Source organism: Rhodobacteraceae bacterium D3-12 (assembly GCA_025916135.1).
GTDB lineage: Bacteria > Pseudomonadota > Alphaproteobacteria > Rhodobacterales > Rhodobacteraceae > JAKGBX01.
In genome coordinates, this window is record CP104793.1 from 4,021,660 (window position 1) to 4,037,372 (window position 15,713).

General features: G+C 56.7%; 11 protein-coding genes. 4 read left to right on the forward strand and 7 right to left on the reverse strand.

Features of this window, described 5'->3' with window-relative positions; all coding sequences use genetic code 11:
- Positions 1 to 13: 13 nt before the first annotated feature.
- The 3 genes from wecC (at position 14) to N4R57_19835 (ending at position 4,909) form a co-directional block, all read left to right on the forward strand.
- Positions 14 to 1,270 carry a UDP-N-acetyl-D-mannosamine dehydrogenase gene (gene wecC, locus N4R57_19825; GenBank protein UYV37177.1) on the forward strand — a complete coding sequence of 419 codons (1,257 nt, stop codon included), beginning with the start codon at positions 14 to 16 and terminating at the stop codon, positions 1,268 to 1,270.
- 31 nt (positions 1,271 to 1,301) lie between these two features.
- A complete protein-coding gene (locus N4R57_19830) occupies positions 1,302 to 2,054 on the forward strand; it encodes a polysaccharide lyase (GenBank protein UYV37178.1) in 753 nt (250 codons plus the stop codon).
- Between the two features lie 743 nt (positions 2,055 to 2,797).
- Positions 2,798 to 4,909 (forward strand): hypothetical protein, encoded by a 2,112-nt coding sequence (locus N4R57_19835; GenBank protein ID UYV37179.1) that lies wholly within the window; start codon positions 2,798 to 2,800, stop codon positions 4,907 to 4,909.
- 4 nt (positions 4,910 to 4,913) lie between these two features.
- Here the strand turns inward: N4R57_19835 and N4R57_19840 are convergent, their stop codons facing one another.
- From N4R57_19840 to N4R57_19870, 7 genes are all read right to left on the reverse strand, one after another.
- The gene (locus N4R57_19840; GenBank protein UYV37180.1) at positions 4,914 to 6,428 is read right to left on the reverse strand and encodes a hypothetical protein; all 1,515 of its coding nucleotides are present in this window, start codon (positions 6,426 to 6,428) and stop codon (positions 4,914 to 4,916) included.
- Between the two features lie 83 nt (positions 6,429 to 6,511).
- On the reverse strand, positions 6,512 to 7,552 hold the full coding sequence (locus tag N4R57_19845; GenBank protein ID UYV37181.1) for a GSCFA domain-containing protein: 1,041 nt from the start codon (positions 7,550 to 7,552) through the stop codon (positions 6,512 to 6,514).
- 14 nt (positions 7,553 to 7,566) lie between these two features.
- Positions 7,567 to 8,505 (reverse strand): hypothetical protein, encoded by a 939-nt coding sequence (locus tag N4R57_19850; GenBank protein UYV37182.1) that lies wholly within the window; start codon positions 8,503 to 8,505, stop codon positions 7,567 to 7,569.
- On the reverse strand, positions 8,498 to 8,725 hold the full coding sequence (locus N4R57_19855) for a hypothetical protein (protein UYV37183.1): 228 nt from the start codon (positions 8,723 to 8,725) through the stop codon (positions 8,498 to 8,500). The genes N4R57_19850 and N4R57_19855 overlap by 8 nt, the downstream gene beginning before the upstream one ends.
- 125 nt (positions 8,726 to 8,850) lie before the next feature.
- Complete coding sequence (locus N4R57_19860) at positions 8,851 to 10,671, reverse strand: glycosyltransferase (protein UYV37184.1); 1,821 nt, start codon at positions 10,669 to 10,671, stop codon at positions 8,851 to 8,853.
- 534 nt (positions 10,672 to 11,205) lie between these two features.
- Positions 11,206 to 12,264, reverse strand: coding sequence for a glycosyltransferase family 2 protein (locus tag N4R57_19865; protein ID UYV37185.1), 1,059 nt, complete (start codon positions 12,262 to 12,264; stop codon positions 11,206 to 11,208).
- The gene (locus N4R57_19870; GenBank protein UYV37186.1) at positions 12,261 to 13,562 is read right to left on the reverse strand and encodes a nucleotide sugar dehydrogenase; all 1,302 of its coding nucleotides are present in this window, start codon (positions 13,560 to 13,562) and stop codon (positions 12,261 to 12,263) included. Before N4R57_19870 ends, N4R57_19865 begins: the two co-directional genes overlap by 4 nt.
- 876 nt (positions 13,563 to 14,438) lie before the next feature.
- On the opposite strand from N4R57_19870, the gene N4R57_19875 reads away from it, so the two are divergent.
- Entirely contained in the window at positions 14,439 to 15,707 is a 1,269-nt protein-coding gene (locus N4R57_19875; GenBank protein UYV37187.1) for a class I SAM-dependent methyltransferase, read from the forward strand.
- Positions 15,708 to 15,713 lie beyond the last annotated feature (6 nt).

Below are 15,713 nucleotides of genomic sequence, written 5' to 3' on the forward strand. Positions count from 1 at the left end.
GGACCTTTTCCAGATGTTCGAGCGTATTTCGATGATCGGATTGGGCTATATCGGCCTGCCCACTGCTGCGCTGTTTGCGGCCTATGGCCACCGGGTGATCGGTGTGGATGTGTCGCCGCATGTGGTCGACACGATCAACGCCGGCAAGATCCACATCGTCGAGCCCGAGCTTGACGGTCTGGTCCACAAGGCGGTGCGCGAAGGCATGCTATCCGCCAGCCTGACGCCGGAACCGGCGGATGCGTTTATCATCGCCGTGCCGACCCCGTTCAAGGCGGGTTATGAGCCCGATCTCAGCTATATTGAATCCGCCGCCGCGATGATCGCCCCGGTGCTGGCGCCCGGCAACATTGTGATCCTCGAAAGCACCTCGCCGATTGGCGCGACCCAGCAGATGGCCGAATGGCTGGCCGAGGCGCGTCCCGACCTCAGCTTTCCGCAGACCGCGGGCGATGCGGCGGATGTGCAGGTGGCGCATTGCCCAGAGCGGGTGCTGCCCGGCCATGTGGTGCGCGAGCTGGTCGAGAACGACCGCATCATTGGCGGCATGAGCGCCCGCGCGACCGAGATGGCGACCGCCATGTACAAGCTGGTGGTCAAGGGCGATTGCATTGCCACCGACGCCAAAACCGCCGAGATGTGCAAGCTGGTCGAGAACTCCTCGCGCGATGTGCAGATCGCCTTTGCCAACGAGCTCAGCATCATTTGCGACAAGTTCGACATCGATGTCTGGGAGCTGATCAGCCTCGCCAACCGCCACCCGAGGGTCAATATCCTGCAACCGGGGGCCGGTGTGGGCGGGCACTGCATTGCGGTCGATCCGTGGTTCATCGTCGCCTCCGCCCCGGAGGAGGCCAAGCTGATCCATGCCGCGCGGCTGGGCAATGATGCCAAGCCCGATTGGGTGCTGGCCAAGGGCAAATCGGCGGTGATGGATGTGCTGTCAGCCAACCCGTCGCGCGCGATGGGCGATATCAAGGTGGCCTGCCTTGGCCTCGCCTTCAAACCCGACATCGACGACCTGCGCGAGAGCCCCGCGCTCGACATCACCCGCCGCTTTGGCGAGATCGGCTGTCAGGTGCTCGCGGTCGAACCACATATCGACACGCTGCCCGCAACCCTCGACGGGCTGCCCATCACCCTGACCCCACTGGACGACGCCATCAACGCCGCCGATGTGATCTGCGTCCTCGTCAAACACTCCGCGTTCGAAACCCTCAAAGACGCAATCCCAAACACCAAACCAATCGTCGATGTCGTCGGAATTTAAGACGGGGAAAGGCGCTGGAGCGCGGGCTAGGGTGAGCCGTTTTCCCGGCGCGATCCGCGCTTTTGCATCGGTGTTGCTGTTGTTGTGCCTTGCGCTCCCCCTTGGGGCGGATGTCACCTATTACCATATGACATTTGATCAGCTGCGCCCGGTTGCGGGCGGGTTTGAAGAGCGCGGCAAACGCTATCCTTTTCGCCGTGATGGCGGGGGCGCGGCGCTGGCCACCCGGCGCGACGCGCGCATTGGCTCGACGGTTCTGGTGCTGAAAACCGACCCGACCCCGCCCGGCGCAGACCGGGACCGTGCCGAAGTTCAGATCCATAGTGGTATCTCATGGCGGCGCGACTGGGTTGCCTCGCTTCGGTTTCGTATTCCCGATCACACCTCTGTCGTGGCCGACTGGCAGACATTGATGCAATGTCCGCAAGTGGGCAACGATCTGCCGCCGCCGATCTCGGTCGATTTGGAGCCGGATGGGCGGATTTCGCTGGTGGTGCGCTCGGAACGCGATGTGCATGAGATTATCTGGTCCGCGCCCCTGCCCCGCGGACGCTGGAGCACTCTGGCGCTTGGGTTTCGCATGGGTGCCGATGGTCGCGCGCGGCTCTGGCTGGATGGACGGAAAATGGTTGATGTTCGCTTGCCACTGGGATGGGTTGAGGCTGAAGAGCTCTGTGTTTTGAAAACCGGCATCTATCGTGCGCCGTCGCCCAATCCGTTCGAGCTTCACCTTGACGATGTGACACTTGGCGACAGTTATACCGGCACGCGCCTCCCAAAGTGAATTCAGGGACCGCCGAGCCAGTCGGAGCGAAAGCGGCGTTGAATAGGTCGAAACTTTGGCCTTGGCCGCTAGTGAATTGCCAAGAGTGTCCGGTGCGATGTGACCCGACACAAAGCGCCCGGAATTTGGAACGCGCCCAGCCGGTAGAATGAGTAAAACAGCACCTGACAGTTGCCCTAAAGTGGTCTAAAAGTCGGAAAATCCCTTTGAGTTTGTTTGGTAACATGTCCAAGAATATCGACAGAAGAGACGATTTCACAGCGCCCGCCACATTGGATAGCGGGCTTGCCCCGCTGGCTGCGCGCGCGGCGTTCTGGCGCTCAAGATACCTCAAGAAATCTGCTTTCCTGCATCACCTGCCGCTCGCCTTTTGGCTGGCCGAGGTTTGTCGCCCGCGGCTTGTTGTTCAGGTCGGCATGGATGATCCGCAATGCTATTTTGCGTTTTGCCAGGCCGTGGACAAACTTAACCTATCGGGGCGGCTTTTGGGCTTTGGCACCTGGGGCGAAGGCGAAGGCCCGCCCAAGCCAATGCGCGATTACAACGAAGCAAACTATCCCGAAATTTCGACAATTGCGGCGGCACCGGCGAGCAGCGTGAAGCAGCGGCTTGGGCGGCGGCGGGTTGATTTGTTGATTGCGGATTTGTCTGCGAAAACGGCCGAGATCGAGGTCCTTGAGGATTTATGTTCAAACCGCATGTCTGTGCGCGGCTGTGCCATGTTTTATGGCGTTAACGCCGCGTTGAATGACGACAAGAAGGCCGCGATGCTTGACCGCTTGCGCGACACCTACAAGACGGTTTGGTTTGACGACAATGCCGGAGTGGTTCTGGTGTTGGCGGGCGACAAGCAAGACAACCGTCTGTTGCAGTTGACCGAGATCGACGGGGAAAGCCCCGGATATTATGACATTCAGTCGGTCTTTAGCCGGTTGGGCGCGGGCCACTATTATGAATGGCTCAGCAAGGATCGGCAGGCACAGCTTCAAACCGCTCGCAAAACAGCGACGCAGACCGATCAGCAACTCGGCAAGCTGACTGACGAGCTTGCGGCGCTGAAAAAGTCTTATGCCGAGCGTGACTCAGCCGCCGCCGAGGCGCAGATCGCTCTGTTTGAATTGAATCAGGAGATTGAGACGCGCGAGCAGCAAGCCGAAGCGGCGCAGGCCGAGTTGGCGCAGGAGTTGGAAAAGGCGACCAAGGAGCTTGCCAAGCAGAAGGCCGCCCTTGAACAAGCCGAAGCTGCGCTTGAAACCTCGAAAAGCGAAGCGGGGGAGACGGCCAAGACCATTTCCCAAATGCAGAGCGCCCTCGACGAGTTGCGTGCTCAAAAAGAACGCTCTTCCGAGAAAATCGAAGATCGCGATGCAGCGCTGGCAACATTGCAACAAGAGCTCGAGACGATGCAAAAGGCGCGGGAGAAAGACCAAGCCGCTCTCAAAACGCAGCGCGCGGAGTTCGAGAGCCTGCAGAAGCTCGAAGAGGAAAGCCGCGCTGAGTTGGCGGCCGCGCACCAAAAGATCAAGGCATTGAAAAATGCCCGCGCAGAGGAGAACGCTGCGTTAGAAACTCTGCATGCTGAGCATGAGACCTTGCAAAAATCCGCCAAGGAAACCCGGGCGGAGCTGGATGCAGCACAACAGGCGATGCAGGCTCTTCAAAAGGAGCATGAAGACGAAAAAGCTGCTCTTAAGGCAGCGGAAGAACGCTATATGGCTTCCGAGCTTGCGCTCGCCCGGGCTCGCAAAGAACGCGACTTGGCACAAGACGCTTGGCAGGCCGAACATGACAGCGCGTCGAAAGCACAGCAGGAACTGATCGACTTGCGTGACACGCAAATGGTTAAGTTGGAACAAGAACTTGAATCTGCGCAAGCTGCCGTCGCGCAAGCATCGGATCGACAAGCCTCTGCAAACGCCGAAAAAGACCGCCTGGAAAACGAGCTCGAGCCTCGTTTCCGCGAAATTGCGGCGTTGACCCGCCAATGCACGGACTTGGAAGAAACAGCCCGAAACGCGTCAGCCGGAGCAGAGCAGTCAGCCGTTGCCGAGCAACAGATTGCCGAATTGCAAGCTGCCCTCGTCCAAGCCAAGGCAGAAGTCGCACAGCAGACAGATGAAAGGTTCCGCGAAACCGCGGCGTTGACCCGAGCTCTTCTCGACACCGAGAAAGCCCTGGAAGCAACATCAGATGAGACCGAAGGCGTATTGAAAGAAAAAGACGGCGCCTACCGCGCGCTCTTTGAACGCTATTCTGCGCTGTGCTCGCGACATCAGCTGCTTGAACTCGAAGCCGGGCCAAAACAGGTTCAAGAAGCGAAAGAAAATTGGTTTCGTGAGACCGCAGTTTTGACGTCTGAAATCGAAAAGCTGACCTCGGAGCAAGAGTCGCTTAAGCGCTCTGCAGAGGCCGAAAAGAAGGCTTTGCGCGAACAGTTAGAGCAGCAAAAGACACATGCCGATCAGACAATATCAAAGCTTCAGACCGATCTTAAATGGCGCACCCAGTCCGCTGAGCAAAACAAGGCCCGGTTTGCGGTGTTGCATAAGCTGAGAGATTGGCAAATCTCTGAAATTCAAGAGACGACAGGTCGCCGCAATCCGTTAATGAAGAAAGACCGCACAGCGAAGATTGCGGAGATCGACGCGGCAAGGCATTTTGATGCAAAGTGGTATGTCGCCGAGTATCCAGACGTGGCAGATTTTCCGGGATCACCGGCCGAGCATTTTTTGCGGTATGGCCTGTTTGAGGGGCGCAACCCCGGCCCGGAATTTGACACGCTCGCTTACTATACGGCCCATCCGGAAGCATTAGAGCAACGGGTCAACGCCGTTGTTCACGCGTCGAAAAAATAACCTCTCAATTGGTTTGGCGTATCAACGACGCGGCGGTTGCCTCGCGCTTGGATTTCGTATGCTCTCCTGCGCGATATATTCGCAAGCCGCCGACGCGGGCGCAGAGCTGGGCGTTCCATGCTTTGGGCAGGGGCGCTACGGGCTGACCCGCTGTTACGCGCAGAATCACCAGACCCGGCTTGAGCTGTGACAGCGCTCCCGAGTCGGATAATGCCTCGCCGAGAACAACCAGATCAACCGCCGTCAGTGTGGCGGGAAGGGTCGAATAGTTGCGGACCAAAACAGGTGAAGCAGCTTGCAGAGAGTCAAACATTGCCTGTAACGGAATGACTTGCTCGGTGGTGGGGCAAAGCCCGAGGACCATGCGCCCCGGCGCTCCCGCGGCCACAGCCAAGGCAGTTGCGTCGCCATGGACACAGATGCTGGACGCCTTGGTCAGCTCTTTCATCAACAGGCGAAGTTCATCGACAGACCACAGTTTGGCCCCCTCGACATCGTTCAGATTCTTATTCGCCAGCTGCAGTCCGCCAGAACGCAGAGCGATGGTATCAAGGCCCTTTTCAAGGATCGACACCATTGCCGCGCTTTCGGATTTTGCAGGTCGGTAGGTGGCGCTGTTTCTTGGAGGCAGGTTGGAAACGGTTGCGGGATCATTCGTGCCGATGGCCTGCTTCAGGTTAGCGCCCTCGCGGGTTCCCAATAGGGGAATACTTCTTAAGTCGCTGTCCGCAAGCAGGAGATCGTTATAGAAGGCTTTCATATCTTGCGAAAACCTTAGGCTTTCTTCCCGCGACATTGATCCAAGGAACAGGTTCAGCCAGCGGTGTGTTTCGACCACTGGGCGCGTTGTAAACGAAACATTGACCCGTCTACGCGACAGCGTGGTCGCTTCTGGCAGATCCAGTCCCGCCGCTTCGAGAAACCGTTCTAGCAGGGTCGTCCCGTCATCGCTTGCAAAAGGGAGGATGGTCACCGAAGTTGCATTGAAGACCTTTGCCAATTCCTGAATGCGCTCGCTGAAGTCCAGAACATCGGAATTCGTGACATCGGCCAAATGCGATGCGACAGGTTCGACGGTGTTACGAATACCGCCGACGACGCATTCATAATAGTAGGCTTGGTACCATTCATAGGCATCCCGGTGGACCGCAATTATCTTGACGTTTGACCCAGTCAACCGAGAGGCTAACGCAGACACTTTAGGGTCATGCGCACCCAACAAAGTGATGTTTTCAACTGATAGAACAAGCTTATTTGTCCGAGCGGCATGCTTCTTGAGCTCGACCTCAAAACTATCAGCATTTTTCTTGGCCAGTTGCCCGAGCAGGTCGAGGTGCCCCGGCGTTCGGCTGGGATCCGCAGGATTACTGCGCCGCAAAACGGAGCGCGGGAAAAGTACGCCCTGCTCAAGCAAAGCATCACGGTTGGCGTCCAGCGCATTCTGGATAGCCGTGCTGCCTGCCTTGGGTTGGCCAACATGCAATATGATATTGTCTGGCAGCGTCGCGTCCGGTTCCAAGTGCCCTCCTAAGGCAGTTACCAAAGGCGGGCACGTTTGTTCCCGCTTGATGCGGGACATGTTGGCAGACTATGACGCAAGGCTCAATCCAATGTTTTTTCGAGCTTTTCCTCGTCACAGATAAGCTCGATCTCTTCGTCGTCCTGTTTTGACAGATCAGGCGATCCGAATTCCTCGGCAAGTGGACCGGAGAAGAAGTGCGTCATGACATAGTTCACGCCGAATATGTTCACGTTCCGCTGATCCGGTTCAAAGAACATACCGCGTGCGGGTGGGGCGGAAATGATCTCGTAAGACGGGAAATAGGCGACGTCTTCGTGATCTTCCGCCATGTCACCGGCCACCGCACGTAGCACGGATTTGGAATAGACGGTCGCAGGCAATACATGATTGTCGGTCGCCGTGGCGATCAGCGGGACCGGCGACACCGTGAGCAGCATCCGCGCGCCAGGGTTGACCTTCTTCAGGCGGGCCCAGAAGTCTTCCATGTCTTGGTGAATGGCCCCGTAGCGCATGTTGTGAAAGCGATAACGCTTGGGGTCATAGTCACCCGCGACGGTGCCGGGGGCCATGGGGAACATGGTGCCGTCTTCGGTGCTTTCCCAGCCCTCGGTCAAGCCGAGCGTAAAGACGAAGAGGTCCAGCGTTTCAAACATCTCGCGCACTTTGGCCAGATGTCGTTCGCGCAGGGCCAGAACCTTCTCGGCGCTGCTTTGTCCGACCGGATCAATGCCCGGGCGCAGGGCGTCAAAGAAGCGATCGCCTTTTTGCCAGACGATCTCGGAGGGGGTGCGTTCGCCAAAGGCTTCGTCGAAAAGCTGTACCAATTGGCGGGTGGTGTAGATGTTGCCATAGCGGCAGGAGAAGACGCCAAAGCCGAATTTCCGCGCCTCTGTTTCCGTATCGAACACGGGCGGGGCGGGCTCCATATCCATGAAATTTGCACCGCGAATGGCAAGGTTGTTGCCGATATGTTGGGCAAAGCAGCTGCCTGCTGTGGCGACTTTGTCGGCGCGCTTGAGGTGAAACGGCTCCCACAGGTCTTTTAGATCGGCAAAATGGCGTTCGGCGATTGATTGGCGCCAAAAAGATTTTTGCGGTTGAGATTTATACGGATTAGTCATGTTTCGGCACCCCTTCAGGACAAAAGGAAATCGTTGATAAGATCGTTTTTTGAAACTTCGCCGTCTTTCGTTTTTCCAGGTTTCTTTGTGCTGTTTTCAGTTACCGTTGGAATGTCCGAACCCAAAAGCGAATGCTGCAACAGCTCATCTGATGTTGCCTCAGGATATTGGGAAACCAAATCTACAACTTTCGAAATATAGCTGTAGGGAATGGAGTTACTGTGCCCTAACTTGCCCCAGAAACCGACCTTGACGGTCATCGACGGCCATCGGCGATGGTGAACCGCGCTCATTATACTTCCCATTTGAGTGTGGAGATGTTTGCGATCCGCACCGTTCTGAAGGTAAATTACCCTGTTTGATCCAGGCCGGCTGTAAGGGACAGCCAAATCCAAACAAATTTTGCTTGCCAAAGCTTCAACATCGTCTGTTTCTGTCCAGCATCCCTGCAAGCATTTTTCCACGCCTGTCCCAAGTTTGGTCGAATAGGTGTAGAGGTTCGTTTGCGGGTTTGCGACCACTGCAGTACTATTTTTATGCAAATTTGAGTAAAATAGCGCGGCATAACCGCCAGATGACCCACCCACGAAGATTGGAGGATTTTGGCTCTCGAACGCCTCGGAAAATGCCGCGAACATTTTGGGTAAAAGCTCGATCAATGGCAACGTTTCATGCCCTTGGTACCATCCAATCGGAGTGCTGAGGGTATGGAACAAGCTGTCGTCGAAGACTGATATTTGTGTCAAGCTTGAACTATCAGGCAAAAATGCCTGAAAAAATGGGATCTCTCGCTGGTCTCGCGCGACGGCTCCGTGAAACAAGAAAGCAATGTCATTGGAGGTGCCTTTACGCACCCGCACATTAATTGCATGACCATCGACGAGAACCTTCCCTTGGCCTCCTTTTTCAAGGAGCGCTGATGGAATGCTCACACTGTCATTTATTTTAGTCATTCAAGCGATCCTTTACATTTTCCATAACCGTTCGCCGGAAGGACTTGCTGGCGATCGAAAGTGTGGGCGCTGCTGTAGCGGCATTTCCACTTCGTTCGGGTTGCCACTCGGGAAACCGCGTTTCGATGGCTGAGGTTGAAAACCGTGCGTTCACAATATCCTGCACCTCGTTCAAGAAAGAAATGCGTTGTTTGTCATGCCGCCCCAATTCGCGGATCAAAGGCGCCACGCTTTCGGGCGTGCAATAGAACGCGAGGTCAGAAAAGACGTCTTCGAACTTTGGCGGCAATATGCAAGGTACCCCGGCAATCATCGCTTCTGCGATAGTACGCCCGAAGCCTTCGTTTAGTGATGAGTTGGGATAATAGACGAAGACGTCCAGATTTTCGAGGTAGTCCTTGGGCGTGATGCTGCCGAAGTCATAAACGGTCCAGTTGTCGGGCAAACCGCCCAAAATACTCGCGGCATTGGAGGCGCCGCCCAGACCTTGATACGAAAATCGATATGGTCAGGGAAAGCCTGGCTTAGCAACGCCGGGTCTTCAAGCCACTTTTCCGCGCCATCGCGGCCATGCCGGCCAATGGTAAAGGGCGCGATGAGCGTTGATCGCGGGGCGTGCTGATAACTTTCCAGATCGAAAGTCGGGGTCCAGTCTTGCTCAGAGAGCACAGTTTCGGGCAAAGCTTCGCGGAGTTCGCTTCGCATAAGCGGGCTGATCGGGCAGATTCGGAATCGCTTCGCTCGAGTTTGCTTGGCGGTCTCCAAGAGCTCTTCCATCGAATAAACTAACTCTCCTGACGTCCTTTTGTGGGAGTTGTTTATGACAAAATAGGCAGACTCTGCATCCAGTTTGTTCATATTCTTCTGAAACAGGCTCGAAGCAACAACCGCCGGATGTCTTACAATCAGCGTTTTGCACTTCAAGTGGGCGAAATCGCTAAAGAGAGAGACCAGGTCTCCGTGCTCGTAAAAACGCTCGGATATCGGTTTTCCCAAGTTGCTATCAATCGGGCAGTGCACCACTTTGACGGTCAAACCCTTGTTTCGAAAGTGACGCAGTTCATCTAAAGAGGATGACGCGTTGCCACCAGGAAACCGCAAATTTGTGACGAGACACAAGTCGACGGTTTCGATTTTTTCACTCACGGGTGGCGCTTTATCGGTTTGCGACTTGTATGTTTCGGCCACCACACCGGGCGGGTTAAGTGCAGTTGTGGGCGCTGAAAACCGCCGTTTGCTTTGCGGGAATTCGAGATAACTATCCGCTTGGCCCAATGTGCTGTGCCATTTGACAAAGCTGGCTTTGTATTCTTGGCGTTCCGGGGCGATCTTGACACCCGGTTTGTGACCGAATTGAGGGTGATTGGTCAGCCCGTCCGGGTTGTCGAGACAGATCATACCAACCGAGTTGAAACGCTTCATGGTCTTTTTCGTGACGTTTTCTATTCGGCGTATGACTTCTGAATCGCCACCAAAACGCATTTCATCCCAGTGGCCGATCTTCTCATTGAAGAAGGTTCGTTCGCACATCATAGAAATGAAACCTGCCACGCAAGCACCATCCTGCGTATTTGGGCCAAGGGGCGAAAGTCGAGTGAATGCACCGCGACCGGACATTCGCAACATTCCCATCAGAGAGGCGGCCTGATTATTCGCCGTCAGATATCCAACGTGCTTTTCCACCCTTTGAGGATGCGCCCAATCATCTGCGTCATGTCCAGTAACCCAAAGCCCCGTCGCATAGTTCAGCGCAATGTTTTTGGAAACGTAAGGGCCAACGTTCTGTGCATTACGCAGCGGCTGCAATCGAGAATCTTCTTGCGCCAGGCGAGAGATGATCTGCCATGTATCATCTGTGCTGGCATCGTCGACCACAATCAACTGGATTGGTTTCCAGGTTTGGTTCAGGATCGAGCGAACGGCATACTCAATGGTCTTCGACGCGTTCCAGGCTGGCATGATGACCGTAACAACCGGACCCTGATGGATTTCTGGCAATTTTTCAGTGGTCAAACGTTCGAATAGCGAAACGCCAGGTCTTGCGGGTTGCAATGCAATGCCGGCGACTCCGAAGTGGTCAAAGAAACTGTTGACCTCGCCCAACCACGCTTCGGTGTCATAACGGCGTACAGCGTCGTTCGCTCGCAACAAAGCGACGGCATGCATGTGGTTTTTGGGCAAATGCTCTTCGGCGAGCCGAATGGCGCGTTCGGTATTACCGGCAATAGAATCTATGCCTGCCGCCCAAAGGGACCTGCTTGATGTCAGGGTTTGCGTGCGGTCGAGGCTTGCGAGACAAGTAATGGAGCAGCGGGTTCAGGTTGTTTTTTTGTACATTGCGATGCGTGTTGACGTAAAACCCTGCAGAGAAATCACTGCTCGGGTCGCGCCGCAGCAATGCACCAAATCGCTGGTAATGCTCCGCGGGCTCCAAGCCGGTAAGAGCAACATCAGGATATTGACTCACATACCAGTCGGCATCGAACAGTTCGGAATCACTAATTTTCTGTATATACTTAGGGTCTCTAGGGTGGATGCCAGACATAAAAGGCGGTCTCCGAAAATAGGCTGTGACAAGCAATAGCGACGGTAGAAAAAATGGGTTGTTTCAGAAGCTTGGGCGATAGGGGCATAGATACACATGACCCCAAAAACTTCAAGAACCCAGACGCCGCAGAAGGCGACTTAGACTAGCGGCCCTCAACCCACGCCGGGAAACCGAGTGCGGAACCAGGTGGCGTCCTTGGCCGGATCGGCAAATCGGGCGCGGAAAGTGTCGACATAGGCGCGGCGCGCGGGGGATGGGATTTGATCCAGCGTACCGTCGGGGCGGGTTAGCAGCATGTCTGTGGCCAGCGAATCTGTGCGCAATTCGGCAAGGTAGAGAACCGTGTTGATGTTGAGAATGCTCTCTGCGCCGGAGAAATGCGTCAGGCGCTGGAACCACTCGTCATCGCCGGCGCGGCGCACCGGCTCGAAGTAGCCGATCTCGTCGAAGATGCGGCGACGCACGGCGAGGGTGATCAGCCCGATCCGCGAGACCTTGCCGCCGAGCGCGATGGTCTTGCCGGTTTCGGGGTTGTAGCGGGCATAGGCGCTGCGGGTGGCGATCAGGGCGGGCTGCTCGAGCAGTGGCAGCACCTGAATCATAACGCGGTCGGGGTGCGAACGGTCGTCGGAGTCCTGAAACAGCACCACATCGCCCGTGGCGAGGCTGAGGGCGCGATTTTTGGCGGCGTAGGTGCCGAGGTTTTCGGGATTGCGCGTAATGATGATGCGGTCAGGATCTTGGGTCTGGACCTCTTGCAGCTTGGCCCAAGTGCCGTCGGTGCTGACATCGTCACAGATGACGATTTCGACATCTCGATAACTCTGGGCCTGCAGCGACGCGATGGCGGCGGTGATGGTGTCTTCGGCGTTATAAGCCGTCATGATGACCGACACGCGCGGCAGCTTTTGTCCGGGGGCGGGGCGATCCGGACCTTGGTAACTGTTGCGACTGCGGGTCCATAGGGCGGTTGCGTCCTCGCCATCGGAGGGCAGGGTCAGCGGGCGGGCGCGCGCGGCGCGCACCTGCTCTGCGGTCGTGTCCGGTCCCGGCTTCCTGTCGAGCAACAGGCCGATGCGGATGTAGTGCTCGGACGGGGACATCTGCGCGTGCAGAACGTCGCCGTAGGTGGTTGTATACCACGCCTCATCAAACAGGCCCGTGCCGAGCAGCCAGCGGGCCTGTTCTGCGAGAGACGCTGACGCGATCAAAGGCGCAGGTCGCTTTCGTCGCGCGCAAAGGCCGCCTTCATATCGAAGAAAACGCCATCGTCGCTTAACCGTGCGCGCAGGGCTTCGGCGCCTGCCTCAAGGAATTCGGCATGCGGCACGGCAAGGACCACAGCATCGTAATTCGCGCCCGCGGCGGGGAGTTCTGTCAACGCGTCTTCGCCAAGCTCCTGTTTGGCTTCTTCGGCGTCGATCCAAGTGTCGCAGAAATCGACGGTCATCCCGAATTCACGCAGCGCTTCGGCCAGATCCACAACCTTGGTGTTGCGGATGTCGGGGCAGTTTTCCTTGAAGGTGAGACCCAGCATCAGCACACGAGCACCTTTGAGCCGAGCGCCGTTGTCGATCATCGCCTTCAGCAGGCGGTTGGCCGCAACCTGTGCCATGCTGTCGTTGATTTCACGACTGGTACGAATGATGTCGGGGATATGGCCCGCCGCCATCGACTTGTGAACCAGATAATAGGGATCAACACCGATACAATGCCCGCCCACAAGGCCGGGGCTAAGCCGGGTGAAATTCCATTTGGTCGCCGCTGCGTCGAGCACATCGGATGTGTCGATGTCGAGGTGCGAAAAGATGATCGACAGTTCGTTAACCAGCGCGATCGAAACGTCACGCTGCGTGTTCTCGATGATCTTCGAGGCTTCGGCGACTTTCATGCTGGCAGCCTTGAATGTGCCGGCGGTGATGATCGTGCCGTAAAGCGCATCAATCACGTCGGCCACTTCGGGGGTCGAACCGGAGGTCACTTTGACAATCTTGGGCAACGGGCGTTCCTTGTCGCCGGGATTGATCCGCTCGGGGCTGTAGCCGGCATAGAAATCGCGGTTAAAGGTCAGACCCGAGACCTCTTCGACCACTGGCAGGCAGTCTTCTTCGGTGGCGCCGGGATAGACGGTCGATTCGTAGATCACGATATCACCCTTGCTGATAACTTCGCCCACTGTGCGCGAGGCCGAAATCAGCGGTTTGAGGTTGGGCTGCCGGTGCTGGTCAATCGGGGTCGGCACGGCGATGATAAAGACGTTGCAGTCTTTCAGGTCGGCAAGATCGGACGACAGGGTCATTTGCCCCGCAGCCTGCAATTGCTCGCTTGTGACCTCTTCGGTGACGTCAATGCCATCGCGCAGTTGCTGGATGCGTTGCGGGTCGATGTCGAAGCCCACGGTCGCGCGGGCTTTGCCAAATTCAACAGCCAGCGGCAGGCCCACATAGCCCAAGCCGATAACAGCGAGACGAACTTCATTCAGTGACGGAAAAGACGCTTGGGAAGTCATGAGTTTTTAACTTTCGTGCAATTGGTTGGCAGTCAATATCTTGGCGCCCTCATAAAGCGGCGATGGAAAGGACGCAAGACGGTGCTGGTCATGGAGAGAGGCGTTTACGGCCTAGGGCAGACGTTCTTCAATTGGTGGCGGCGGTTTGAGAAAATTCACGCTCAAAGGCTGACGGAAAGCAATGTTTGAAACCTGTGTCGGCCAAAATTCCTGAACTCGATTCTGTCAGAGTGAAGGGAGCGAAGACCCCTCACCTTTCAGAGGTGGATGCACCTGTGGGGTTTTGGAGAAGTCTGCGAGATCAGGGTGCACCAAAAAGGAAGGTTCTGGCAAAATCTCACCATCGCCTTTGTTGAGCAGATTGCTGCTATGAACCACGATGCACCACATTGAAGTGTCCTCGTTCAGAAACTGCGTCGGGGTGGCTTTTACATTTTTGGAGGTGCCAAAAGCATGCTCAAGAACGGCCCCGGTGTAGATTTGTTAAGAACTAAGATAGTCTTGAAAGGTTTGATTGCGCAACGAGGCCAATGCGGTGAGTTTTGCCAGTCGGAACCGATATTCAAGCCATGCGTCATCGTTGTTATCAAGATGAAGGTAGCTCAATTAGTCCACATTGCACCTAATAGTAACATATCTGGCGGCGCGGCAGTTTAAATTCTACGACCGCTAAACACATAAATTTCGATCTTGCTGCTTTCTTTTGCGACCGTTGATATGTCAGCCCACCACACCCCCAGCGCCGGAACCCCGGCGCAGTGGCGGTGAAGGATCGAGGCGACGCCTTGGTCGCGCTGCGAAGGCCAAGGTTTCTTGTGCCAAAGAGCGGTTTAGACTAGGGAAAAAGAGTGCAGAGTCAAAGTGGTGAGCCCTTCAATGGCATCAGATGAACAGCAAAGCAAAGTTGCGTTAAGAGGGTGGCTCAAGGCGCAAGTGGCAGGGCGCACTATCCTGTTTGTCGGGCTTGATTGTATTGACCATGCCACGGCGCTTGCAGGTGCTGGGAATCTGGTGGTGGGCATCGATGCAGATGCCGCGCGGGTGACCTCTGCTGAGGACCGGCTGGGCGATGAGCCGGAAGAGACGCGCGCACGCTTGCAGTTTCGCACCGGGGCATTCGATACGCAGGTTGGCGTGCTTCCAAATGCGCCGGAGCGGCGGTTTGACACAGTCATCCTTGGGCCAAGGGGGATTGGGGAGCAGGACGTCGCGGATGTGCTGGATGTGGCGTTCGAGCGACTCAATCCCGGTGGGCGGGTGCTGATGACCCTGCCGTTCGCGGGCGCGGCGGAGCAGGCCGGAATAAGCTGGCGGGTGCAGCCCTCTCTTTTGACGCGTTGGGTGGCCAAGGAGGGTGTGTTGCAGTCGCTCCAGTGTGAGGGAGAATGGCTCTGTCTTGCCGCTAACAAGCTGACGCCCGACAACGCGGCACACCAAGAAACCGGTCCAGATGCGGCCAGTCTTCTTGAGGTGGCGGAAACGATATGGGCTGCCGACCGCCAAGCGGCAGCGCGGCAATCAAAGGTGCAATCCGAACTGTTGCACACCGCCGAGGCCTTAGGTCGCAAGCGTGCGGACGAAGCTGCCGCGGCCAAGGTGGCACTGCGCCGGTTGGCCCTTGCCCCGGATGAGCCCGCAGATAGCGACACCGGCGAAAGCCGCGATGAGGCCACATTGGCCGCCCGGAAATGCGACTGGCTTGCGCATGCGCTACTCCGTGAACAGTCCCCGGATGCGGAGAGCTCAGAGGAGTGTCTTGCTTTGGTGCGGCTCGCGTTTGAACTCGATCCGACACCTCCGCGCCAAGCACGGCTTGGGCGCCTGTTGCTTGACAGCGGCGCGCATGATGAGGCGCTGACCCTGTTGTCAGCGCCAGAGATCGCCACGGCGCTGTCTTCGGGGCTGTTGCGCCGGTGCGGGCAAACTGTAGCCGATATAATTCCCCCGGCGCTGCCTGATCTGCGGTTGGCCGCGCGGGGGCGGGCGCATTCGGCGATGATCTGGCGCTGGATTGTGACTTTCTTGCGCTGCCTGATGAGGGGTGGTCCGAGGCGCTTGTTTGCTTCGATCCCGATCTCGTTCTGGTCACAAGCGACGACCCCGAACGCATTGTCGCTGGCTTGGCCGAACATTGTCAGCGCCTGAAGGTGC

Bases quoted from the DNA above. Each gene is read 5' to 3' on its own strand.
- wecC (UYV37177.1), top strand. From the start codon at position 14: ATGTTCGAGCGTATTTCGATGATCGGATTGGGCTATATCGGCCTGCCC.
- N4R57_19845 (UYV37181.1), bottom strand. From the start codon at position 7,552: ATGACTAATCCGTATAAATCTCAACCGCAAAAATCTTTTTGGCGCCAA.
- N4R57_19850 (UYV37182.1), bottom strand. From the start codon at position 8,505: ATGACTAAAATAAATGACAGTGTGAGCATTCCATCAGCGCTCCTTGAA.
- N4R57_19860 (UYV37184.1), bottom strand. From the start codon at position 10,671: ATGCATGCCGTCGCTTTGTTGCGAGCGAACGACGCTGTACGCCGTTAT.
- N4R57_19870 (UYV37186.1), bottom strand. From the start codon at position 13,562: ATGACTTCCCAAGCGTCTTTTCCGTCACTGAATGAAGTTCGTCTCGCT.
- N4R57_19875 (UYV37187.1), top strand. From the start codon at position 14,439: ATGGCATCAGATGAACAGCAAAGCAAAGTTGCGTTAAGAGGGTGGCTC.